This is a genomic window from Streptomyces sp. T028 (assembly GCF_048159505.1).
In the GTDB taxonomy this organism is placed as follows: Bacteria; Actinomycetota; Actinomycetes; order Streptomycetales; family Streptomycetaceae; genus Streptomyces.
The window spans coordinates 49,762-73,600 of sequence record NZ_JBLRVZ010000017.1 but is presented as its reverse complement, the minus strand read 5'-3'; the positions used below and the strand labels follow the sequence as shown (position 1 = coordinate 73,600).

At 71.3% G+C, this 23,839-nt stretch carries 17 protein-coding genes; 10 read left to right on the top strand and 7 right to left on the bottom strand.

What is annotated here, in order from left to right; translation table 11 throughout:
• Positions 1 to 75 precede the first annotated feature (75 nt).
• Positions 76 to 1,866, bottom strand: a complete 1,791-nt coding sequence (locus ACLZN2_RS17450) for a serine/threonine-protein kinase (RefSeq protein ID WP_416979396.1) — start codon at positions 1,864 to 1,866, stop codon at positions 76 to 78.
• 193 nt (positions 1,867 to 2,059) lie between these two features.
• Between ACLZN2_RS17450 and ACLZN2_RS17445 the strand changes: the two genes are divergently transcribed.
• Positions 2,060 to 4,324, top strand: coding sequence for an ATP-dependent RecD-like DNA helicase (locus ACLZN2_RS17445; protein WP_416979395.1), 2,265 nt, complete (start codon positions 2,060 to 2,062; stop codon positions 4,322 to 4,324).
• A 230-nt stretch (positions 4,325 to 4,554) separates the two neighbouring features.
• Complete coding sequence (locus tag ACLZN2_RS17440) at positions 4,555 to 5,844, top strand: citrate synthase (RefSeq protein ID WP_416979394.1); 1,290 nt, start codon at positions 4,555 to 4,557, stop codon at positions 5,842 to 5,844.
• Between the two features lie 741 nt (positions 5,845 to 6,585).
• On the opposite strand, the gene ACLZN2_RS17435 is transcribed toward ACLZN2_RS17440, so the two are convergent.
• The 3 genes from ACLZN2_RS17435 to ACLZN2_RS17425 all read right to left on the bottom strand — a co-directional run bounded on the left by ACLZN2_RS17435 (position 6,586) and on the right by ACLZN2_RS17425 (position 10,134).
• Positions 6,586 to 8,850 (bottom strand): heavy metal translocating P-type ATPase, encoded by a 2,265-nt coding sequence (locus ACLZN2_RS17435; protein WP_416979393.1) that lies wholly within the window; start codon positions 8,848 to 8,850, stop codon positions 6,586 to 6,588.
• Between the two features lie 20 nt (positions 8,851 to 8,870).
• Positions 8,871 to 9,110 carry a heavy-metal-associated domain-containing protein gene (locus ACLZN2_RS17430; protein WP_416979392.1) on the bottom strand — a complete coding sequence of 80 codons (240 nt, stop codon included), beginning with the start codon at positions 9,108 to 9,110 and terminating at the stop codon, positions 8,871 to 8,873.
• Between the two features lie 73 nt (positions 9,111 to 9,183).
• The gene (locus ACLZN2_RS17425) at positions 9,184 to 10,134 is read right to left on the bottom strand and encodes a PrsW family intramembrane metalloprotease (RefSeq protein ID WP_416979391.1); all 951 of its coding nucleotides are present in this window, start codon (positions 10,132 to 10,134) and stop codon (positions 9,184 to 9,186) included.
• A gap of 199 nt (positions 10,135 to 10,333) precedes the next feature.
• Between ACLZN2_RS17425 and ACLZN2_RS17420 the strand changes: the two genes are divergently transcribed.
• The gene (locus tag ACLZN2_RS17420) at positions 10,334 to 11,377 is read left to right on the top strand and encodes a zinc-dependent alcohol dehydrogenase family protein (protein WP_416979390.1); all 1,044 of its coding nucleotides are present in this window, start codon (positions 10,334 to 10,336) and stop codon (positions 11,375 to 11,377) included.
• A 12-nt stretch (positions 11,378 to 11,389) separates the two neighbouring features.
• Here ACLZN2_RS17420 and ACLZN2_RS17415 read toward each other — a convergent pair whose 3' ends face one another.
• The 3 genes from ACLZN2_RS17415 to ACLZN2_RS17405 form a co-directional block, all read right to left on the bottom strand.
• Positions 11,390 to 11,590, bottom strand: a complete 201-nt coding sequence (locus ACLZN2_RS17415) for a MerR family DNA-binding transcriptional regulator (RefSeq protein ID WP_416979389.1) — start codon at positions 11,588 to 11,590, stop codon at positions 11,390 to 11,392.
• A gap of 428 nt (positions 11,591 to 12,018) precedes the next feature.
• Positions 12,019 to 12,879: a helix-turn-helix domain-containing protein gene (locus ACLZN2_RS17410; RefSeq protein ID WP_416979424.1), complete on the bottom strand. Its 861-nt coding sequence runs from the start codon at positions 12,877 to 12,879 to the stop codon at positions 12,019 to 12,021.
• Positions 12,880 to 13,095: 216 nt separating this feature from the next.
• Positions 13,096 to 14,013 (bottom strand): sugar phosphate isomerase/epimerase family protein, encoded by a 918-nt coding sequence (locus tag ACLZN2_RS17405; RefSeq protein ID WP_416979388.1) that lies wholly within the window; start codon positions 14,011 to 14,013, stop codon positions 13,096 to 13,098.
• A gap of 123 nt (positions 14,014 to 14,136) precedes the next feature.
• Between ACLZN2_RS17405 and iolC the strand changes: the two genes are divergently transcribed.
• From iolC to ACLZN2_RS17370, 7 genes are all read left to right on the top strand, one after another.
• Positions 14,137 to 15,087 (top strand): 5-dehydro-2-deoxygluconokinase, encoded by a 951-nt coding sequence (gene iolC, locus ACLZN2_RS17400; RefSeq protein ID WP_416979387.1) that lies wholly within the window; start codon positions 14,137 to 14,139, stop codon positions 15,085 to 15,087.
• Positions 15,084 to 15,974 (top strand): deoxyribose-phosphate aldolase, encoded by an 891-nt coding sequence (locus ACLZN2_RS17395; RefSeq protein ID WP_416979386.1) that lies wholly within the window; start codon positions 15,084 to 15,086, stop codon positions 15,972 to 15,974. The genes iolC and ACLZN2_RS17395 overlap by 4 nt, the downstream gene beginning before the upstream one ends.
• Before the next feature lie 7 nt (positions 15,975 to 15,981).
• Positions 15,982 to 16,803: a 5-deoxy-glucuronate isomerase gene (gene iolB / locus ACLZN2_RS17390; RefSeq protein ID WP_416979385.1), complete on the top strand. Its 822-nt coding sequence runs from the start codon at positions 15,982 to 15,984 to the stop codon at positions 16,801 to 16,803.
• Positions 16,800 to 18,680, top strand: a complete 1,881-nt coding sequence (iolD, locus tag ACLZN2_RS17385) for a 3D-(3,5/4)-trihydroxycyclohexane-1,2-dione acylhydrolase (decyclizing) (RefSeq protein WP_416979384.1) — start codon at positions 16,800 to 16,802, stop codon at positions 18,678 to 18,680. Before iolB ends, iolD begins: the two co-directional genes overlap by 4 nt.
• Positions 18,681 to 18,694: 14 nt before the next feature.
• Entirely contained in the window at positions 18,695 to 20,197 is a 1,503-nt protein-coding gene (gene mmsA, locus ACLZN2_RS17380) for a CoA-acylating methylmalonate-semialdehyde dehydrogenase (protein WP_416979383.1), read from the top strand.
• Between the two features lie 148 nt (positions 20,198 to 20,345).
• Positions 20,346 to 22,985, top strand: coding sequence for an alpha/beta fold hydrolase (locus ACLZN2_RS17375; RefSeq protein ID WP_416979382.1), 2,640 nt, complete (start codon positions 20,346 to 20,348; stop codon positions 22,983 to 22,985).
• A complete protein-coding gene (locus ACLZN2_RS17370) occupies positions 22,982 to 23,836 on the top strand; it encodes an ABC transporter permease (RefSeq protein ID WP_416979381.1) in 855 nt (284 codons plus the stop codon). The genes ACLZN2_RS17375 and ACLZN2_RS17370 overlap by 4 nt, the downstream gene beginning before the upstream one ends.
• Positions 23,837 to 23,839: the final 3 nt, after the last annotated feature.

Here is a 23,839-nt window from a genome sequence, read left to right as displayed (position 1 = left end):
GCCACGGGCGCGGCCGCCCGTGGCCTCGTGCTGCTGTCAGTCGCTGCTGTCAGTCGCTGCTGTCGGTCGCCGGTGTCAGGGCCCCGTGCAGCGGCCGGTGACGCCGCCCGTGCCGTCCGGCTGGCACTTCAGCGGTGCGTCCGCCGCGTCGTGGCTCAGATAGCGGCCCATGCACGAGTCGGCCGTGGTGCGGCCCACGGTCGCGCAGTAGTCGACCGCCGCGACACCGCTGTCGAAGGACCGCGGCACGTAGATCACCCAGTACGCCCCGCCCAGGGACTCGAAGTCGCCGCTGAGCAGCACCTCCGCCTCGGGTACCTGTGCCCGCACGGCCGCCAGCCTCTGGTCCCGTTTCGCCGTGCCCGAGTCGACCGGGCTCTTGGCGAGCAGCGCGAGCCAGCTGTTCGCGTAGGCCTCCGCGCCGACCGTGTCGGGCGCCGCCGTCGTCTCCTCGGCGCCGGTGGGCGTCTCCTGCGGTGTCGTACCGGAGTTCGCGGACGAGCCGGTGCCGGAAGCGCCACCGGCCGCCGCCGCGGCAGCGCTCCGGCCCGCGGAGGCGGAGCCGGCGGATGCCTTCGCCGAGCCCTCCGCGGTGGGGCTCTTCCCGGGGCTTCCGCTCGCCGTCGCCGCCCCGGAGACGGTCGCGGTGACCGTCGCGGCGGGGCCGCCGGTCCGGTCCGCCCCCGAGGCGTCGGCCTTCGTGGCCGGCGCCAGAAACCGGTACGACGCCGCGGCGATCACCGCCAGGGCGACCACGGCGGCCGCCGCCATCAGCGGTGCGGGCCGCAGGGCACGGCGAGGGGGCCGGGTCGCCGTCCGGCGGGTGACCGGCGGCCCGTCGGCCTGGCTGCCGGAGGTGCGCGCCTCCGCCGGACCCTCCACCGGACCCTCCGCCGGACCCTCGACCGGACCCTCCGCCCGAGGGGCATCCGCCCGAGGAAAGTCCGGTTCGAGGGCCAGCGGCTTCGTGGCCGCAGCCGCGGCCGCAGCCGCAGCCGTGGGGGAGACGTGGACGTCCGCTCCCGCCGTGCCCCCGGCCACGGCGGCCAGCATCGCGTCCAGGCGCGCGGCGTCCGGCCGGGCCTGCGGATCCGGGACGAGCAACTGGGACAGCACCGGGGCCAGAGGGCCCGCCTGCACCGGCGGCGGCACCGGATCGCCGACCACGGCGGCGAGGGTGGCGAGGCCGGTGCCGCGCCGCATCGGGCTGGTCCCCTCCACCGCGACGTACAGGGTGATGCCGAGCGACCAGAGATCGGAGGCCGGGGCGTCGGCGGCGCCGCGGATGCGCTCCGGGGCCATGTACTCGGGCGAGCCGACCATCAGCCCCGTGTCGGTGAGCGGGCTCACCCCGGGGAGGTCGGCGATGCCGAAGTCGGTGAGCACCGCGGTCGTCGTGCGGTCCGGGCCCTCGCACAGCAGGATGTTCGCCGGTTTGACGTCCCGGTGGTGGATGCCGGCGGCGTGGGCGGCCCGCAGCGCGGCCAGCACGTCCCGACCGATCCGCGCGGTCTCACGCGGGGCCAGCGGGCCGCCCTCCAGCCGGGCATGGAGGGACAGCCCGGGCACGAACTCCATCACCAGCCAGGGGTAGGGGCCGGCGTCGACGATGTGATGGATGGCGACCACGTTGGGGTGCCGGAGCCGGGCGAGCGCACGGGCCTCGCGGAGCACCCGCTCGTGCCGCACGCGCACGGATCCGGCGGCCGTGTCGGCGGCTCTCGGATCATGGGGGCGCACCTCCTTCAGGGCGACGTCGCGGTGCAGGACGACGTCCCGCGCCCGCCACACCGTGCCCATGCCCCCGGAGCCGAGCTGCTCCAGCAGCTCGAACCGCCCGTCGATCATCCGTCCTGAGCCGTTCAACGGTTCTGTCCCTCGCTCATCAACCGGTCGCCGGGCCAGGGCCCTTCTGGGCGCACAGGGCCCACCGAGCCCTCGCCCAGCCCGGCGAAGGCTACGGAGCGGGCGGGACGACGGCATCGGTGGAAGCACGTAGAGGGACACGTAGAACAGGCACCGCTCCCGCGGTGTCAGACCCCGGCTGTACCGTCGGATCATGACCGATCAGGCGGGGGCCTCCCAGACGGGATCCCAGACGGGAGAGCGGCGACTGGCCACCCTTGAAGGCGTACTGGAGCGCATCACGTACGCCAACGAGGAGAACGGCTACACGGTCGCCCGAGTGGACACCGGCAGAGGGGCCGGCGACCTTCTCACGGTCGTCGGCGCGCTGCTCGGCGCGCAGGTCGGTGAGTCGTTGCGGATGGAGGGCCGCTGGGGCTCGCACCCGCAGTACGGCAAGCAGTTCACCGTGGAGAACTACACGACGGTCCTGCCGGCCACGGTCCAGGGCATCCGGCGCTATCTGGGATCCGGCCTGGTCAAGGGCATCGGCCCGGTCTTCGCCGACCGCATCACCCAGCACTTCGGCATCGACACCCTGACGATCATCGAGGAGGAGCCGAAGCGCCTGATCGAGGTTCCCGGCCTCGGCCCGAAGCGCACGAAGAAGATCGCCGACGCCTGGGAGGAGCAGAAGGCGATCAAGGAGGTCATGCTGTTCCTGCAGACCGTCGAGGTGTCCACGTCCATCGCGGTCCGCATCTACAAGAAGTACGGCGACGCGTCGATCTCCGTCGTGAAGAACCAGCCCTACCGGCTGGCCGCCGACGTCTGGGGCATCGGTTTCCTCACCGCCGACAGGATCGCCCAGTCCGTCGGCATCCCGCACGACAGCCCGGAGCGCGTCAAGGCGGGCCTGCAGTACGCGCTGTCCCAGTCCGCCGACCAGGGTCACTGCTATCTGCCGGAGGAGCGGCTGATCGCCGACGCGGTGAAGCTGCTGCAGGTCGACACCGGCCTGGTCATCGAGTGCCTGGCCGAACTGGCCCTGCCGGACGAGGACTCCGGCGAGTCGGGTGTCGTACGGGAGAAGGTGCCCGGTGAGGACGGCGAGGAGGTCACCGCCGTCTACCTCGTCCCCTTCCACCGCGCCGAACTGTCCCTCGCCGCCCAGGTGCTGCGCCTGCTGCGCACGCAGGAGGACCGGATGCCGGGCTTCCGTGACGTGGCCTGGGACAAGGCGCTGGCCTGGCTGAAGGGCCGTACCGGCGCCGATCTCGCCCCCGAGCAGGAGGCGGCCGTACGGCTCGCGCTGACCGAGAAGGTCGCCGTGCTCACCGGCGGCCCCGGCTGCGGCAAGTCCTTCACCGTGCGCTCGATCGTGGAGCTGGCCCGCGCCAGGAAGGCCAGGGTCGTGCTGGCCGCGCCCACCGGTCGCGCCGCCAAGCGGCTGGCCGAGCTGACCGGGGCCGAGGCCTCGACCGTCCACCGGCTGCTGGAGCTCAAGCCGGGCGGCGACGCGGCGTACGACCGGGACCGCCCGCTGGACGCCGACCTGGTGGTCGTCGACGAGGCGTCGATGCTGGACCTGCTCCTGGCCAACAAGCTGGTGAAGGCCGTACCGCCGGGCGCGCATCTGCTGTTCGTCGGGGACGTCGACCAGCTGCCCAGCGTCGGCGCGGGCGAGGTGCTGCGCGACCTCCTCGCCGACGACAGCCCGGTGCCCGCCGTGCGCCTCACGCGCGTGTTCCGCCAGGCCCAGCAGTCGGGCGTGGTGACGAACGCGCACCGGATCAACGGCGGGCAGCATCCGGTCACCGACGGCATGAAGGACTTCTTCCTCTTCGTCGAGGACGACACCGAGGAGGCGGGCCGGCTCACCGTGGACGTGGCCGCCCGCAGGATCCCGGCGAAGTTCGGCCTGGACCCGCGCCGGGACGTCCAGGTGCTCGCGCCCATGCACCGCGGCCCGGCGGGCGCCGGCACGCTCAACGGGCTGCTCCAGCAGGCCATCACCCCCGGCCGGCCCGACCTGGCGGAGAAGCGGTTCGGCGGGCGGGTCTTCCGTGTCGGCGACAAGGTCACGCAGATCCGCAACAATTACGAGAAGGGGAAGAACGGTGTCTTCAACGGCACCGTGGGCGTGGTCACCTCGCTCGACCCGGTGGACCAGCGCCTCACGGTACTGACGGACGAGGACGAGGAGGTCCCGTACGAGTTCGACGAACTGGACGAGCTGGCCCACGCGTACGCGGTGACGATCCACCGTTCACAGGGAAGTGAATATCCCGCCGTGGTGATCCCCGTCACCACGGGAGCATGGATGATGCTCCAGCGGAATCTCCTGTATACGGCCGTCACGCGCGCGAAACGGCTCGTCGTCCTCGTCGGCTCACGCAAGGCGATCGGCCAGGCGGTGCGTACGGTCTCGGCGGGCCGCCGCTGCACGGCCCTGGATTTCCGGCTGTCGGGCCGGTGACCACACCGTTCCCGAACCATCGTAAAAAATGATCGATCAAATGAGTCGCGAAGGTCACAGAACTCTTCCCCAACCGTGACGAAGGCGGCAGGATGAGCAAGTTGGCGGCACTGAGTGCCGTCGATAAGCCCATTGGTCGACCCCGAGTGCACTCTCCTGCGCCAAATGGGGGAGGGTAGAGACAGTCAGGGCAACCTCGAAGAAGAGGCACAACGTCGGTGAGGGATGACGTGAGCGACAACTCTGTAGTACTGCGGTACGGCGACGGCGAGTACACCTACCCGGTGATCGACAGCACCGTCGGCGACAAGGGCTTCGACATCGGGAAGCTCCGCGCCCAGACCGGTCTGGTGACCCTGGACAGCGGCTACGGCAACACCGCCGCCTATAAATCCGCCATCACGTACCTCGACGGCGAGCAGGGGATCCTCCGGTACCGCGGCTACCCGATCGAGCAGCTCGCGGAGCGGTCGACCTTCCTTGAGGTCGCCTACCTGCTGATCAACGGCGAGCTGCCGACGGTCGACGAGCTGAGCGTCTTCAAGAACGACATCACGCAGCACACCCTGCTGCACGAGGACGTCAAGAACTTCTACAAGGGCTTCCCGCGCGACGCCCACCCGATGGCGATGCTGTCCTCGGTGGTCTCCGCGCTGTCCACCTTCTACCAGGACAGCCACAACCCGTTCGACGAGAAGCAGCGCAACCTCTCCACGATCCGTCTGCTCGCCAAGCTTCCGACGATCGCCGCGTACGCGTACAAGAAGTCGATCGGTCACCCGTTCGTCTACCCGCGCAACGACCTCGGCTACGTCGAGAACTTCCTGCGCATGACGTTCTCGGTGCCGGCGCAGGACTACGAGCTGGACCCGGTCGTCGTCTCGGCCCTGGACAAGCTGCTGATCCTGCACGCCGACCACGAGCAGAACTGTTCGACGTCGACGGTCCGTCTGGTCGGCTCCTCCCAGGCGAACATGTTCGCGTCGATCTCCGCCGGTATCTCCGCGCTCTGGGGTCCGCTGCACGGCGGTGCCAACCAGTCCGTGCTGGAGATGCTGGAGGGAATCCAGGCGGGTGGCGGCGATGTCGACTCCTTCATCCGCAAGGTGAAGAACAAGGAGGACGGCGTCCGTCTGATGGGCTTCGGCCACCGCGTCTACAAGTCCTTCGACCCGCGCGCCAAGATCATCAAGTCCGCCGCGCACGACGTCCTCTCCGCGCTCGGCAAGTCCGACGAACTGCTGGACATCGCCCTGAAGCTCGAGGAGCACGCGCTCTCCGACGAGTACTTCGTCTCGCGCAACCTGTACCCGAACGTCGACTTCTACACGGGTCTGATCTACCGCGCGATGGGCTTCCCGACCGAGATGTTCACGGTCCTGTTCGCTCTCGGCCGTCTTCCGGGCTGGATCGCCCAGTGGCACGAGATGATCAAGGAGCCCGGCTCCCGTATCGGCCGTCCCCGTCAGATCTACACGGGCGTGGTCGAGCGCGACTTCGTGCCGGTCGAGCAGCGCTGACGCGTCCGCCTCCGGCGGGGGGCCGTACGGGTTCCCCCGCCGACGGTTCGTTTGTCGGGTGCGGGTGGTTCGTGGCTGGTCGCGCAGTTCCCCGCGCCCCTGAGGTGCGTCGACTGGTCCCACTTAAGGGGCGCGGGGCTGTGTCGATCTGCGGCTACCGCCGCGTGGGCGCGAACGCCCCCCGCGCACCCGCACCCGAAAACGCCCCCGCGCCGGCAAAGCGGAAGGCGCCCTGACGTCAGTCCCCCCACGGGCCGACGACCAGGGCGCCTTCCCATGTCCCGGTGCGGATTCCCCCCACGGGATCCGGCCGGGCGTTTATGAGGACAGCGCCTGAATTCGCTGTGTCGATGTGCGGTTGTTGTGCAGTTGTCGTGCCTGCGGTTGAGCACAACGGGCAGAACCCGCCGTACTACCACGTGTGCGATCTGCCGGGACGCGCACGCTGGGAGGGCCGCTCAAAGCTTCCCGGTGTACGTGCCCCGGCAACGCATCTCTGAGGAAGTCCCCCAAGACATCCCCAGATGCCGGTCGGCGCCCCCCAAGACGCTTCCCGACACCGTCAACTTAGACCTTCGAACCCCTTCGGTGGTTACCTTCACATCACTGTGATCTGTGTCTCTTGCATATGTCCGTTAGATGCGCAAGAGCCCGGATACGGCGAGCGAGGCCCCAGCGTAAGGATGATGCGCGAGCCTTGTGAAGAGCTTATGTGAGGCTCGCGCAGGACTCCAGGGGGTCTCAGTCAAACGTGCGCAACCTGAGACTGTTCGTCACGACGAAGACCGACGAGAAGGCCATCGTGGCCCCCGCGATCATCGGGTTGAGCAGTCCGGCGGCGGCCAGCGGCAGCGCGGCCACGTTGTAGCCGAACGCCCACACCAGATTGCCCTTGATCGTGGACAGGGTCCGCCGCGAGAGCCGGATGGCGTCCGCCGCCACCCGCAGGTCCCCGCGCACCAGCGTCAGATCGCTCGCCTCGATCGCCGCGTCCGTGCCGGTGCCCATGGCGAGCCCCAGATCGGCGGTGGCGAGCGCGGCCGCGTCGTTCACGCCGTCGCCGACCATCGCGACGACCCGTCCCTCGCCCTGCAGCCGCCGTACGACGTCGACCTTGTCCTCGGGCAGCACCTCGGCGATCACTTCGTCGATCCCGACGGCCGCCGCGACCGCCTCGGCCACCGCCCGGTTGTCCCCGGTCAGCAGCACCGGCGTGAGCCCCAGCGCGCGCAGCTCGCGCACCGCCTCGGCGCTGGTCTCCTTGATCGCGTCGGCGACCACGAGGACCCCGTGCGCCGCTCCGTCCCAGCCGACGACGACGGCTGTACGACCGCCCCGCTCGGCCTCGTCCTTGGCGCGGGCCAGCTGCTGCGGAAGGTCCTCGAAGAGCCGCCCCACGGCCACCTCGCGCCCCTCCACGCGTCCTCGTACGCCCCGTCCGGGAACGTTCTCGAAGTGCTCGGCCGCCGGCAGCTCCCCGGCCCGTTCCTCCGCGCCAGCGGCCACCGCGCGGGCGACCGGGTGTTCGGAGGCGTGCTCCAGGGCGCCCGCGAGCCGCAGCAGCTCGGTCTCGTCCGCGCCGTCCGCGACGTACACGTCCTGGAGGGTCATCCGGCCGGTGGTGACGGTGCCCGTCTTGTCGAGGACGACGGTGTCGACGCGGCGGGTGGACTCCAGGACCTCGGGTCCCTTGATGAGGATGCCGAGCTGGGCGCCGCGCCCGGTGCCGACCAGGAGGGCCGTCGGTGTGGCGAGCCCGAGCGCGCACGGGCAGGCGATGATCAGCACGGCGACGGCCGCGGTGAACGCGGCGACGGTGTCCCCGGTGGCGCCGAGCCAGCCGCCGAAGGTGGCGGTGGCGATCACCAGGACCACGGGTACGAACACGCCCGCGATCCGGTCGGCGAGCCGCTGCACCTCGGCCTTGCCGTTCTGCGCGTCCTCGACGAGCCGCGCCATCCGGGCGAGCCGGGTGTCGGCGCCGATCCGGGTCGCCTCGACGACCAGCCGCCCGCCGGCGTTCACGGTCGCGCCGGTGACGAAGTCGCCCGGCCCGACGTCCACCGGCACGGACTCGCCGGTCAGCATCGACGCGTCGACCGCCGAGACGCCCTCGACGACCGTGCCGTCCGTGGCGATCTTCTCCCCGGGCCGAACGACGAACCGGTCGCCGACGGCCAGCCGGTCGGCCGGGATCCGGGTCTCGCGCCCGTCGCGCAGCACGGAGACGTCCTTGGCGCCCAGTTCCATCAGTGCCCTGAGCGCCGCCCCCGCGCTCCGCTTGGAGCGGGCCTCCAGATAGCGGCCGAGCAGGATGAACGCGGTGACGCCGGCGGCGACCTCCAGATAGATCGTGGAGGCGCCGTCCGTGCGGGAGACGGTGAGTTCGAACGGGTGCCGCATCCCGGGCATGCCCGCGTCGCCCAGGAACAGCGCCCACAGGGACCAGCCGAAGGCGGCCAGTGTGCCCACCGAGACGAGGGTGTCCATGGTGGCGGTGCCGTGCCGCAGGTTCGTCCAGGCGGCCCGGTGGAACGGCGCGCCGCCCCAGACGACGACGGGCGCGGCGAGCGTCAGTGACAGCCACTGCCAGGAGTCGAACTGCAGCGACGGAACCATCGCGAGCAGTACGACGGGCGCCGAGAGGAGGAGGGAGACGAGGAGCCGGTGGCGCAGGGCCGAGAGCTCGGGGTCGCTCTCGGCGGCCGCCCCGGCCTGCTCCGCGGCGGGCTCCTCACGGACGGGTTCCTCTGCCGTGTAGCCCGTCTTCACCACGGTCGCGATCAGGTCGGCGACCTCGGTCCCGGGCGGATAGGCGATCTTCGCCTTCTCCGTGGCGTAGTTGACCGTCGCGGTCACGCCGTCCATCCGGTTGAGCTTCTTCTCCACGCGGGACGCGCAGGAGGCGCAGGTCATCCCGCCGATCAGCAGTTCGACCTCGGTGGTCGGGGTGGTCGGGGTGGCCGGGGCGACTATCGGCGCGTCGGTGGCGGTGCTGCTTGTCATGGCCGTAGGGGGTGCTCGGGTCAGGCCCGGCCGGCCAGCTCGAAACCGGCCTCGTCGACGGCGGCGCGCACGGCCTCGTCGTCGAGGTCGGTCGCGGAGACGACGGTGACCTCACCGGTGGTGGCGACCGCCTTGACCGAGGCGACCCCGGGCAGTTCGGAGATCTCGCCGGAGACGGCGCCTTCGCAGTGGCCGCAGCTCATGCCGTTCACCTTGTAGACGGTGGTGACGGAGCCCGCGGTGTCGGTCGATGCGGTCATGTCGTACTCCTCGGGGAGGCGGGTGGGGCCGAAGGGGACCAGGGAGGTCTCCCAGTAACCCCACACTATACCCCTAGGGGGTATTTCTCCAAGAAGGATCCTGGCGTGCCAGCGAGCGCACCCAGGCCGCCCCGAGCAGCGCCACGAGCACCAGTCCGCAGACCGAGAACAGCGTGAACAGATGCTGCTGCTCGGTGGTCGGCCGCGGCAGGTACCCCTCGGCGAAGAGCCGCTTGTCCAGGCCGCCGGCGGTCAGCCGGGCCACCAGCCAGATCGCGATCCCGTGCGTGGAGTCCCACAGAGCGTGCAGCAGCGCGACGCCGACACAGGTGCCGACGACGGGCGCGGCGAACTGGAAGCGCCCGTTCGGGCGGCGGTATTCCAGCAGGACCCCGCCCGCGACCGCCGTCCACAGCCCGTGCCCGAACGGGGCGAGCACGCCGCGCAGGATCTCCGTCTCCAGCAGCGCGCCGAGGTCCATGCCGACGGTCGAGAGGGCCGCCTCGAAGGCGTACCCGGCGCTCTCCATCGCCGCGAAGCCGAAGCCGACGCTCGCACCCAGCACCACACCCGCCCGCAGCCCCCGCAGCCGGGTCCGCCGGCGCACCACGAACATCAGCGCGCCGAGCTTCGCCGCCTCCTCGACGAGTCCCCCTCCGACGAACATCCACAGCGAGGGGCGCAGCAGGTGGTACTCCATCAGCGACGCGCCCAGCACCCCCAGCGTGCCGCCGGTCAGGAAGCAGCCCAGGATCAGGCTGACGCCCAGGTCACGGCCGTGCCGCTCGTACGCCCACAGCACGAAACAGACCGGGACGAGGAAGCCGCCGAGCAGGATCGGGGTCGGCAGCAGGGCGGTGTTCGCGGTGGCGTACGTGACCAGCGCGGTGAGCGCCCACAGCAGCAGCCCGCCGCCCAGGCAGCGCTTCCACAACCCGGCCCGGATCCGCGGGGGCGGCGGAGGGGGCTGCTGCGGTCCGGGGATACGGGCCCGGGGTGCGCCGGGCGGCGGGGAGTGGGTCACGGCGAATCCCCTCGTCGTCAAGGGTCGTCCGGGCGGGGACGGTCACCCGGAGCGGATTTACCGGCACTTTATGTAGGTATGTCCGGAGCCGCAGTCCGGGGCGGTCGTCCGGAGGAGGGGGCGGTGGCCGAAGGGGCCGGGTAGCGGGGGAGCGACCGGCCACGATGTACCCACAGACGAATCGGCGAGGGGAGCGCAGATGCGAGCGGTGGTCTTCGAGAGGTACGGCGAACTCGCTGACGTACGTGAGTTACCCGACCCTCGCCCCGCAGCCCACGGAGTGGTCGTACGAGTCGAAGCCACCGGCCTCTGCCGAAGCGACTGGCACGGCTGGACGGGCCACGTCCCCGTCATCACCCTCCCGCACGTCCCCGGCCATGAACTGACCGGAGTCGTCGAGGAGACCGGCGCCGGGGTCACCCGCTGGAGCCCCGGCGACCGGGTCACCGTCCCCTTCGTCTGCGGCTGCGGAAGCTGCCCGTCCTGCTCGGCCGGCGACCACCAGGTGTGCGAGCGCCAGACCCAGCCCGGCTTCACGCAGTGGGGCTCCTTCGCCCAGTACGTGGCGCTGGACCACGCCGACGTGAACCTCGTCGCGCTCCCGGACGAGCTGCCCCACCGCGCCGCCGCCTCCCTCGGCTGCCGGTTCGCCACCGCGTTCCGGGCGGTCGTGCACCAGGGCCGGGTCGCGGCGGAGGAGTGGGTGGCGGTGCACGGCTGCGGGGGAGTGGGCCTGTCCGCGGTGATGATCGCGGCGGCGAGCGGGGCCCGGGTGGTCGCGGTGGACGTGTCGCCCAGGGCGCTGGAGCTGGCGCGGACGTTCGGCGCGGCCGAGTGTGTGGACGCCACGGAGGTGACGGACACGGCGGCGGCGGTCCGTGACCTCACCGGCGGCGGCGCCCATCTCTCCCTCGACGCCCTCGGTTCCCCGGTCACCTGCGCGGCCTCGGTGAACGGACTGCGCCGCCGTGGCCGGCACATCCAGGTCGGCCTGCTGCCCTCGCCCGAGGGTACGACCCCCGTCCCGCTGGCCCGCGCCATCGCCCTGGAGCTGGAGATCCTCGGCAGCCACGGCATGGCCGCGCACACCTACCCCGCGATGCTGGAGGCGGTACGGGCGGGCGTGCTGCGCCCCGACCTCCTGGTGACCTCCACGATCACCCTGGACGCCGTACCGCGGGCGCTGGCCGCGATGGGGACGGCGCCGGGGGCCGGGGTCACGGTCATCGAGCCGTGGAACTGAGGACAGAGGGGGTCAGCTGGATCTGCGCCCTCGGTTGCCCGGCCGGGCGGCGGCCCAGGCGCGGACGGTGGCGGCGTACCAGTAGGGCTTGCCGCTGTCGACGCGGTCGGGCGGGGGGAGGAGGCCGTGCTTGCGGTAGGACCGTACGGTGTCCGGCTGCACCCTGATGTGCGCCGCGATCTCCTTGTACGACCAGAGCCTTCGGTCGGTCATGAGCTGCACCTCCCCGCGCGAGCGGGGGTGGCGGCCGGGAGGCCGCCGTGGGGAGCCCGGCGCTGCGCTGGCGATCATCAAGCCTGTGCCCGGCGAACGACGCAGAGTGACCGCGCGACTGCAGCTGTTGACCGTGTGTGACACAAACCCAGCTTACGCGTGACATGTGTGACAAGAAGGGAGCCTTTGTGACAGATGTGACGCAGAGATACGCGAGGAGCCTGTGAGAGTGGCGCGTTGACAGGCGCGAAGCCGCTCGACAGGTGCGAAGGCAGTCGACAGGCGCGTGGGTAAAGACCCCCGGGGCGCCGACACCCCGGGGGCCGTCGACAGGGGCGGGCCGGGCCCGCTGCGACAGGCCCGGCCCCTCCCCGTTCTCCGCCATCCCCCTGGACAACCGGATCAACTGGCAGGACCCCAGCCTGTATTCAGCCAACCCGCCGGGTCTTGGAAAAATGCGCACCCGGTCCGGACCAATCGCCCGGCCGGGCCGGCAGCACCAGACTGGTGGCCTCCCCGCTCATCCGGTCCGCCGCCGGGGACACCGGCACCGGCACCTGTCTGGCCTGCGCGAACTCTCTCGGCGTACAGCCCGTCATCGCCTTGAACTCACCGCTGAGATGGGCCTGGTCGTAGAAGCCGCACAGGGCCGCGGTCTCGGCGGCGCTCCGCCCGTCCACCAGCAGCCGACGGGCGCGTTGCAGCCGCAGCACCCGGGCCGCCGCCTTCGGGCCGAGCCCGATCTGCTCCCGGAAACGGCTCTCCAGGTGCCGTACGCTCCAGCCGACCTCCTCGGCCAGCCGGGGCACGGGTATCGCACCGGCCGTCCGCACCAGCAGCGACCAGGCCCGCACCACCCGCTCCGAACTGGGCACCCCCGCCTGCCACCACCGGGCCAACACCTCGTCCAGCAGCCCGAACCGTTCCGCCCAGCCGGGCAGGGAGGCGAGCGCGGCGGCGAGTTCCCGCAGGGGTGTGGCCAGGGAGTGCGGCAGGTCGTCGGGGTCGACGGTCCGGTTGACGAGTTCGTGCTGCGGCGTCCCGAACAAAGTGAAAGCGGCCCAGGGCGCCAACAACACCTCGACCCCCGATATCCGCCCCCCGTGCTCCCCGACGGCGGGCGTGGTGGTGGGCGCGCAGTACGCGGACACCAAGGTGTCCGGATCCCGCCCGGCCCGAGTGATCCGCACGGGCTGATCGAACCCCAGCAACAGGGCCGAGGCCCCGATGGGCGTCTCGAGCCGCCGCCGGGGCCGGTTCAGGGCAAGCCGGATCCCGCGATAACTCATCACCCCGGGCCGCAACCGGGGATGGGGAGCCGCACTGGCGAACTCCCAGGATCCCCCGGGTCCTTGCCCGGACCGGGTGCGTACCGCGCGAGCAGTCATGGGCACCCATGGTCCTACGCCAGCGGCAGCATGCCCAGGGGCGCGGGGAACTGCGCGACCAGCCCCCACAAACCCGCACGCGCGCACGCACAGAACCCGGCACCCCAGCAGGCGCGTCTACGCCCCGCACGACCTCAAGAACGCCCGCGTACGCTGCGCGATCGGCAGCGGAGCGTCCGGCTCGCACGGGTACATGTCCTGCTCCACGATCGCGAACAGGTCCACGTCCAGCTTCCCCGCCGCCTCCAGCACAGGTCCCAGCGCAGGCACCCCGGCAGGGGGCTCGCACATCACACCCTGGGCCACGGCCGGCCCGAACGGCGTCCCCTTGGCCTTCACGTCGGCGAGGATCTCCGGGTCCACCTGCTTCAGGTGGAGGTACCCGATCCGCGACCCGTACGTCTCGATCAGCTTCACGCTGTCCCCGCCGCAGTACGCGTAGTGCCCGGTGTCCAGGCACAGCGACACGAGGTCGGAGTCGGTGCCGTCCAGGAACCGGACGACGTTCTCCTCGCTGTCGATGTGGGTGTCGGCGTGCGGATGGACGACGATCTGCAGCCCGTACCGCTCCCGCACCTCCTTGCCGAGCCGCTCGGTCAGCGAGGTGAGGTTGCGCCACTGCTCGGGCGTCAGGGTGTCGGACTCCAGCACCTCGCCGGTCTTGTCGTCCCGCCAGAAGGACGGGATGACGACGAGATGCCTCGCCCCCATCGCCTGGGCGAGCACCGCGTTGTCCGCGACATGCGCCCAGGTCTTGTCCCACACGGCCTCGCCGTGGTGGAGCCCGGTGAAGACCGTGCCGGCGGACACCTTCAGGCCCCGCTTGGCGGTCTCCTCGGTGAGGACGGCCGGGTCGGTCGGCAGATAGCCGTAGGGGCCCAGCTCGATCCACTCGTAGCCGGACTGCGCGACCTCGTCGAGGAAGCGCTGCCAGGGGACCTGTACGGGGTCGTCCGGGAACCAGACACCCCAGCTGTCGGGGGCCGATCCGATCCGGATGCGGGAAAGTGAGGACTGAGGTGACAACGACGTCATGGGCGCCAGAGTGAGGTCTCCGGGGAGGGGTGTCAAGGCCTGGTCCGAATGTCTGGACAAACTATTGACAGGGTGCGTCGGCCCGGACTACAACACCGTGAGAGCCGACACGAAGGGAACACGATGGCGTACGACCTGATCACCATGGGGCGGATCGGGGTGGACCTCTATCCGCTGCAGACGGGTGTGCCGCTCCCGCAGGTCACGTCCTTCGGGAAGTTCCTGGGCGGCTCGGCGTCGAACGTCGCGGTGGCCGCGGCCCGGCTCGGCCGCTCCACCGCCGTGATCACCCGCACCGGCGACGACCCCTTCGGCACCTACCTCCACGAGGCCCTGCGCGGCTTCGGCGTCGACGACCGCTACGTCACCCCGGTGCCGGGCCTGCAGACGCCGATCACCTTCTGCGAGGTCTTCCCGCCGGACGACTTCCCGCTGTACTTCTACCGTCGGCCCAAGGCTCCGGACCTGGAGATCGACGCCCATGAGCTGGACCTCGACGCCATCCGCGCGGCCGGCATCTTCTGGATCACCGGTACGGGCCTGAGCGAGGAGCCCAGCCGTACGGCGACCCTCGCCGCCCTCGCGCACCGCGCCAAGGCCGGCACCACGGTCTTCGACCTCGACTGGCGCCCGATGTTCTGGACCGACCCGGACGCGGCCCGCCCCTTCTACGCCGAGGCCCTCAAGCACACCACCGTCGCGGTCGGCAACCTCGACGAGGTGGAGGTCGCCACCGGCGTGCGCGAGCCGCGGGCCGCCGCGCAGGCGCTGCTGGACGCGGGCGTCGAGCTGGCCGTCGTCAAGCAGGGCCCCAAGGGTGTCCTGGCCGTCAACAGCAAGGGCGAGTCCGCCGAGGTCCCGCCGCTCCCGGTGAACGTCCTCAACGGCCTCGGCGCGGGCGACGCCTTCGGCGGCTCCCTCTGCCACGGTCTGCTCGCCGGCTGGGACCTGGAGAAGACCATGCGGCACGCCAACGCGGCCGGCGCGATCGTCGCCTCCCGCCTGGAGTGCTCCTCCGCGATGCCGACCGTCGACGAGATCGAGGCCGCCGTAGAGGCGGGTGCCGTCCTGTGACCGTCGACGTCTCCGAACTCGTCCGGCTGCGCGCCGAGCGCCCCGAGGCGATCGCCGAGGCCGCCGCCCGCCGCCCCCGCCGCCCGCTGCTGGGCGACAACGGCCGGCTGATGATCGTCGCCGCCGACCACCCCGCCCGGGGCGCGCTCGGCGTCGGCGGCGACAAGCTGGCCATGGCCAACCGCGCCGAGCTGCTGGAACGCCTGATCCTGGCGCTGTCCCGCCCCGGCGTGGACGGTGTCCTCGCGACCGCCGACATCCTCGACGACCTGCTCCTCCTCGGCGCCCTCGACGGCAAGGTCGTCATGGGCTCGATGAACCGGGGCGGCCTGCAGGGCTCGGTGTTCGAGCTCGACGACCGCTTCACCGGCCACCGCGCCGAGGACATCGAGCGGCTGAACTTCGACGCCGGGAAACTGCTCCTTCGTATCGACTACGACGACCCGGGCTCCCTCACCACCATGGAGACCACCGCCCGCGCCATCGACGACATGGCGGCCCGCAGACTGCCGCTGTTCGTCGAGCCGTTCATCAGCCGGCGCACCCCCGAGGGCAAGGTCGGGAACGACCTCTCCGCCGAGGCCGTCACCAGGTCGATCGCCATCGCCTCCGGCCTGGGCGGCAGCTCCGCCTACACCTGGCTGAAGGTCCCGGTCACCGACAACCCCGACGACATGGCCGAGGTCATGGCGACCTCCACCCTCCCGGCCGTCCTCCTCGGCGGCGAGGTGGGCGCGTCCGCAGAGGAGCAAGCCGGGGCGTACGAGAAGTGGCGCGGGGCGCTGCAACTCCCCACCGTCCGGGGCCTGGTGGTCGGCCGTTCGCTGCTGTACCCGGCGGACGGGGACGTGGCCGCCGCCGTGGACACCGCCGTAGGACTGCTGTGAGGGCCGCATGAGCAACGACCTGTACGTGCCGAAGGGCACCACCGCCGACGCCGACCACGTCCTCGCCATCGACCCGAAGCGGGCCGGCTGGACCTACAGCAGTCTGCGGATCGTCGCACTGGAGCCGGGCGGCAGCCACTCCTTCACCACCGGTGAGAGTGAGTGGATCGTGCTTCCGCTCGAAGGCGGATGTACGGTGCAAACAGAAGAAAACGAGTTCCAACTCCTGGGCAGGGAAAGCGTGTTCGCGTCGGTCTCTGACTTCGCGTACGTTCCCCGAGACGCCCGGGTCACGATCGCCTCCGGCGCGGGAGGCCGCTTCGCCCTGGCAGGAGCGAAGTGCGAGCGACAACTCCCCGCCCGCTACGGCCCCGCGCCGGAGGTCCCCGTCGAAGAGCGCGGCAGCGGCACCCAGTTGCGTCATGTGCGCAACTTCGCCTCCGCCGACGCCTTCGACTGCGACAGGCTGATCGCCGTCGAGGTGATCACGCCCGGCGGCAACTGGTCCTCGTACCCGCCGCACAAGCACGACGAGCACCGGCCGGGCGAGGAGGCCGAGCTCGAGGAGATCTACTACTTCGAGATCGACGGACCGCACGGCTTCGGCTACCAGCGCGTGTCCCCCTCCCGCGAGGGCGGATCCGACGTCCTCGCCGAGGTCCGTTCCGGTGACGCCGTCCTCGTCCCCGACGGCTGGCACGGCCCGTCGATCGCCCAGCCCGGCCACGCCATGTACTACCTGAACGTCATGGCGGGCCCCGGAGAGACCCGCGAGTGGCGGATCTGCTTCCACCCGGCCCACGTTGAGAGCACAGGGGGTTACCGATGACGACCACCAGGCTTACGGTCGCCCAGGCGCTCGTCCGCTTCCTCGCCGCCCAGTACACCGAACGCGACGGCGTACGGCAGCGCCTCATCAGCGCGACCTGGGGCATCTTCGGCCACGGCAACGTGGCCGGCCTCGGCCAGGCGCTGATCGAGTACGGCGCCGACATGCCGTTCCACCAGGGCCGCAACGAGCAGTCGATGGTGCACGCGGCGGTCGGCTACGCCCGCCAGTCGGGCCGCCTCTCCACCCACGCGGTGACGACGTCCATCGGCCCCGGCGCGACCAACCTGGTCACCGGTGCCGCCCTGGCCACCGTCAACCACCTCCCGGTCCTGCTGCTGCCCGGCGACATCTTCGCGACCCGCGTCGCCGACCCGGTGCTCCAGCAGCTGGAGGTGCCGTACGCCGGCGACGTGTCGGTCAACGACTCGCTGCGCCCGGTGTCGAAGTACTTCGACCGGATCACCCGCCCGGAGGCCCTGATCCCGGCCGCCCTCCAGGCCATGCGGGTCCTCACCGACCCCGTGGAGACGGGCGCGGTCACCCTCGCGATGCCGCAGGACGTACAGGCCGAGGCGTACGACTGGCCGGACGAGTTCTTCGCCGAGCGCACCTGGGTCGTACGACGCCCGGGCGCCGACCCGACCGAGCTCGCCGAGGCCGTCCGGGTGATCCGCTCGGCGAAGCGCCCCCTGATCGTCGCGGGCGGCGGTGTCCACCACAGCCGCGCCGAGGAGGCCCTCGCCGAGTTCGCCGGGACCACCGGCATCCCGGTCGCCTCCACCCAGGCCGGCAAGGGCTCCCTGCGCCACGACCACCCCCAGGACGTGGGCGGCGTCGGCCACACGGGCACCGCCACCGCCGACGAACTCGCCCGCACCGCGGACCTGGTCATCGGCGTCGGCACCCGCTACACCGACTTCACCACCGCTTCCAACACCCTGTTCCAGGGCGAGGGAGTCCGCTTCCTCAACCTCAACATCGCCCCCTACGACGGCCACAAGCTCGCCGGCATCCCGCTGATCGCGGACGCCAGCAGCGGCCTGTCGGAGCTGACCGCGGCCCTCCGCATGCACAAGCACCGCGTCGCGGACGCGTACGTCACCGAGTACACGGAGGACAAGGAGCGCTGGGAGCAGCGCGTCGACGCCTGCTACGAGGCCGAAGAGCCCGACGTACGCCCGACGCAGCCGCAGGTCCTCGGCGCGCTCGACGCTCTCGCCGACGAGTCGGACGTGATCATCAACGCGGCCGGTTCGCTCCCCGGAGATCTGCACAAGCTGTGGCGGGCCCGCTCCCGGGACCAGTACCACCTGGAGTACGGCTACTCCTGCATGGGGTACGAGATCCCGGCGGCCATCGGAGTGAAGATGGCCGCGCCCGAGCGGAACGTCTGGGCGCTGGTCGGCGACGGCACGTATCTGATGATGCCGACGGAGATCGTGACGGCCGTGCAGGAGGGGATCGCGATCAAGATCCTGCTCGTGCAGAACCACGGCTACGCCTCGATCGGCGGGCTCTCGGAGTCCGTCGGCGGTGAGCGGTTCGGCACCGCCTACCGCTTCACCGCGCAGGACGGCACCTTCACCGGTGCGCCGCTCCCCGTCGACCTGGCCGCGAACGTGGCGAGCCTGGGCATGCGCGTCCTGCGCGCGAAAACCGTCCGCGAGCTGCGCGAGGCCCTCGCCGAGGCGCGCGCCGCCGACACTCCCACTTGTGTCTACGTGGAGACCGAAACGGCCGACACTGTGTCGGGCCCGCCGCCCGCGCAGGCCTGGTGGGATGTACCTGTCGCCGAGACCGCGACCCGACCGTCCGCGGTGAAGGCACGAGAGCTGTACGAACGGCACGTCTCCACCCGACGCCGCCATCTGTGAAGGAGTACTCGGTCATGACGAAGATCGTCAACCACTGGATCGGCGGCAAGACCGTCGAAGGCGCGTCGGGCACGTTCGGTCCGGTCACGGACCCGGCGACCGGCGCGGTCACCACCAAGGTCGCGTTCGCGACGGTCGACGAGGTCGACGCGGCGGTCGCGGCCGCCAAGGACGCGTACGTCTCGTGGGGCCAGTCCTCGCTGGCCAGGCGCACGGAGATCCTGTTCCGCTTCCGCGCCCTGCTGGACGCCAACCGCGACGCGATCGCCGAGCTGATCACCGCCGAGCACGGCAAGGTGCACAGCGACGCGCTCGGCGAGGTGGCCCGCGGCCTGGAGATCGTGGACCTGGCCTGCGGCATCAACGTGCAGCTGAAGGGCGAGCTGTCCACGCAGGTAGCGAGCCGCGTGGACGTCTCGTCCATCCGCCAGCCGCTCGGTGTGGTCGCCGGCATCACGCCGTTCAACTTCCCGGCGATGGTCCCGATGTGGATGTTCCCGATGGCCATCGCGTGCGGCAACACGTTCGTGCTGAAGCCGTCCGAGAAGGACCCGTCGGCCTCCATCAAGATCGCCGAACTGCTCGCGGAGGCCGGTCTCCCCGACGGCGTCTTCAACGTCGTCCACGGCGACAAGGTGGCGGTGGACCGCCTCCTGGAGCACCCGGACGTCAAGGCGGTGTCTTTCGTCGGCTCGACCCCCATCGCCCGCTACATCCACACCACCGCCTCCGCGAACCACAAGCGCGTCCAGGCCCTGGGCGGCGCCAAGAACCACATGCTGGTCCTCCCGGACGCCGACCTGGACGCGGCCGCCGACGCGGCTGTCTCGGCGGCCTACGGCTCGGCGGGCGAGCGCTGCATGGCGATCTCGGCGGTCGTGGCCGTGGGCACGATCGGCGACGAACTGGTGGAGAAGATCCGCGAGCGCGCGGAGAAGATCAAGATCGGCCCGGGTAACGACCCCACCTCCGAGATGGGCCCGCTCATCACGGCCGTCCACCGCGACAAGGTGGCCTCCTACGTCACGGGCGCGGCCGCCGAGGGCGCCGAGGTGGTCCTCGACGGCACCGGCTTCACGGTGGACGGCTTCGAGGACGGCCACTGGATCGGCATCTCGCTCCTCGACAAGGTCCCGACGACCGCGAAGGCCTACCAGGACGAGATCTTCGGCCCGGTCCTCTGCGTCCTGCGAGTGGACACGTACGAAGAGGGCGTGGCCCTCATCAACAGCTCCCCGTTCGGCAACGGCACCGCGATCTTCACCCGGGACGGCGGCGCCGCCCGCCGCTTCCAGCTGGAGATCGAGGCCGGCATGGTCGGCGTGAACGTCCCGATCCCGGTCCCCGTCGGCTACCACAGCTTCGGCGGCTGGAAGGACTCCCTCTTCGGCGACCACCACATCTACGGCAACGACGGCACCCACTTCTACACCCGAGGCAAGGTCGTCACCACCCGCTGGCCCGACCCGGCCGACGCCCCGGCAGGCGTGGACCTTGGTTTCCCGCGCAACCACTGAGCCCGTCCCGGGTGAGTTCCCGGAGGGACGGGCACGCCTGATACCGCGCCTGGTGTACGTACGAGGGGTCACGTACATCCCTGGGAGGGTGTGGAGTTCGGTCTGCGGTCGACAACTGTCCGACAGGTTGACCCCGTACCGTTGAAGCATGGATCTTCGACTGCCCGGTCTGCGAGGACCACGGCGGCCGCGACGGCTTCTCACCGCCGCGGCCGCCGTCGTCGTACTCGCCGGTGCCGGTACGTGGACGGCCGTCGCCGATGACGACGACCGGCCCGCGGTGCGCCACAGCGATCAGGTGATGTCCGTGGACGGCGTACGCCTGGACACCTCCTTCTTCACCTCCGGCGGCTCCGGCCGCCGCCCCGCCGTCCTCCTCGGACACGGCTTCGGCGGCACCAAGGACGACGTACGGCAGCAGGCCGAGGAGCTCGCCCGCGACGGGTACGCGGTCCTTACCTGGTCGGCGCGCGGCTTCGGCAAGTCCACCGGCAAGATCGGGCTGAACGACCCGAAGGGCGAGGTCGCCGACGTCTCCCAGCTGATCGACTGGCTCGCCGCGCAGTCCCAGGTCCAGCTGGACAAGAAGGGCGACCCGCGCGTCGGCGTGGCCGGTGCCTCGTACGGCGGCGCGATCTCCCTGCTCGCCGCCGGGTACGACGACCGGGTCGACGCCATCGCGCCCTCGATCACGTACTGGAACCTCGCGGACGCCCTGTTCCCCGACGGCGTGTTCAAGAAGCTGTGGACCGGGATCTTCTTCAACACCGCGGGCGGGTGCGAGAAGTTCGAGGCCGCGCTGTGCGCGATGTACCAGCGGGTCGCCGAGTCCGGCACCCCGGACGCCGCCGCCCGCGCCATGCTCGACGAACGCTCGCCGTCCGCCGTCGCCGACCGCATCAAGGTCCCCACCCTGCTGGTGCAGGGCCAGGCCGACTCCCTGTTCACCCTCGCCCAGGCGGACGCCGCCGAGAAGGCGATCAAGGCCAACGGCGCCCCCGTGGACGTCGACTGGATCGCGGGTGGCCATGATGGTGGTGATCTGGAGACCAGCCGCGTCCAGGCCCGCGTCACCGACTGGTTCGACCGTTACCTCAAGGGTGAGAAGAGCGTCGACACCGGGCCCGCCTTCCGAGTCACCCGCACCGGAGGCGTCGACTCCACCGACGGGACCGTCCCGCTGCGCGGCGCGAGCGGTGACAGCTACCCCGGCCTGGAGGGCGACCGGAGGAGCATCACGCTCACCGGCCGCGAGCAGTCCTTCGACAACCCCGCCGGCGCCAGCCCGCCCGCCATCTCCGCCCTGCCCGGCCTCGGCGGCACCGGCCTCGGCCAGCTCTCCGCGTTCGGCGTCGGCGTCTCGCTCGACTTCCCCGGCCAGTACGCCGCCTTCGAGTCCGCGCCCGTCAGCGGCGAGCTGCGGATCACCGGCGCCCCGACGGTCACCGTCCGGGTGAAGTCCACCAGCGACGAGGCCGTCCTCTTCGCCAAGGTGTACGATGTCGGACCCGACGGCAGCCGGCAGCTCCCCTCCCAGCTGGTTTCCCCGATCCGCGTCGAGGATGCCAAGGCGGGCAAGGACGTCACGATCACCCTCCCGGCGATCGACCACGACATCGAGGAGGGCCACCGGCTGAGCCTGGTCCTCGCCTCCACCGACCTCGGCTACGCCTCCCCGGCCGCCCCGGCGACGTACACGGTCTCCGTGAAGAGCGAGCTGCGGGTTCCGACGGCACCCGGAGTCACGACCGCCGCCGCCCCGCTCCCGTCCTGGGTGTGGTGGCTGCCCCTCGCGGGCGCGGCCGTCGCCCTGCTGCTCCTGCTCACCGGCCGCCGCCGCACCGCGATGCCGGCTCCCGACCCGGAACTCGCCGAGGTCCCGCTGCAGATCGCCGGCCTGAGCAAGAAGTACGCGGGCGGCGACCGCTACAGCGTCCGTGAGCTTTCCTTCCAGGTGGAGAAGGGCCAGGTGCTGGGCCTCCTCGGCCCTAACGGCGCCGGCAAGACGACCACCCTGCGCATGCTGATGGGCCTGATCAAGCCCGACGAGGGCGAGATCCGCGTGTTCGGTCACGCCGTCCGCCCAGGCGCCCCCGTCCTGTCCCGGGTCGGCTCCTTCGTCGAGGGCGCCGGTTTCCTGCCGCACCTCACCGGCCGGGAGAACCTGGAGCTGTACTGGAAGGCCACCGGCCGCCCCGCCGAGGACGCCCACATGGAAGAGGCCCTGGAGATCGCCGGGCTCGGCGACGCCCTGGCCCGCGCCGTACGGACGTACTCCCAGGGCATGCGCCAGCGCCTCGCCATCGCCCAGGCCATGCTGGGCCTGCCCGACCTGCTGATCCTCGACGAGCCGACCAACGGACTCGACCCGCCGCAGATCCGCGAGATGCGCGAGGTGATGATCCGGTACGCGGCCGCCGGACGCACGGTGATCGTCTCCAGCCATCTGCTGGCGGAGGTCGAACAGTCCTGCACCCACCTCGTGGTCATGGACCGGGGCCGGCTCGTCCAGGCCGGACCGGTCGGCGCGATCGTCGGCTCCGGCGACACCCTCCTCGTCGGCACCGCCACCCCCGTGGAGGAGCCCGTCCTGGAGAAGGTGGCCGCGCTGCCCGGCATCGCCTCGGCGGACCGCACCGACGACGGCCTGCTCGTACGGCTCGACGCCGGCGGCAGCGCCCAGCGCCTGGTCGCCGAACTCGTCCGGCTGGACGTCCCCGTCCAGTCGGTCGGCCCGCACCGCCGCCTGGAGGACGCCTTCCTCACCCTGATCGGGGGTTCCGCATGAGCACGCTCACCGAGGTCGCCTCCGGCTACCAGGCAGGCCGCACCCTGCCGTTGCGCGTCGAGCTGGTCCGCCAGCTCAAGCGCCGCCGCACGATCGTCATGGGCGGCATCCTCGCCGCCCTGCCGTTCGTCCTGCTCATCGCCTTCGCCATCGGCGGCGAGCCCGGCGGCCGCAACAACCAGGTGACCCTGATGGACACGGCCACCGCGTCCGCCGGCAACTTCGCCGCCGTCAACCTGTTCGTGTCGGCGGGCTTCCTGCTGGTCATCCCCGTCGCCCTGTTCTGCGGGGACACGGTCGCCTCCGAGGCCGGCTGGTCCTCCCTGCGCTATCTGCTCGCCGCGCCCGTGCCCCGGGCCCGGCTGCTGTGGTCCAAGCTCGTCGTCGGTCTCACGCTCAGCCTGGCCGCGATGATCCTGCTGCCGGTCGTCGCCCTCGCCGTCGGCACCGCCGCCTACGGCTGGGGACCGCTGGAACTGCCCACCGGCGGCACGCTGGACTCCGTCACGGCGGCGCAGCGGCTGGTGGTCGTCGTCGGCTACATCTTCGTGTCCCAACTGGTCACCGCCGGGCTCGCGTTCTGGCTGTCGACGAAGACGGACGCCGCCCTCGGCGCGGTCGGCGGCGCGGTCGGACTGACCATCATCGGCAACGTCCTGGACGCCGTCACCGCCCTCGGCGACTGGCGCGACTTCCTGCCCGCGCACTGGCAGTTCGCCTGGGCCGACGCCGTCCAGCCCAACCCCGAGTGGTCCGGCATGCTCCAGGGCACCGCCGTCTCCGTGACCTACGCCGTCGTCCTGTTCGCCCTGGCCTTCCGGGGGTTCGCCCGCAAGGACATCGTGTCTTAGACC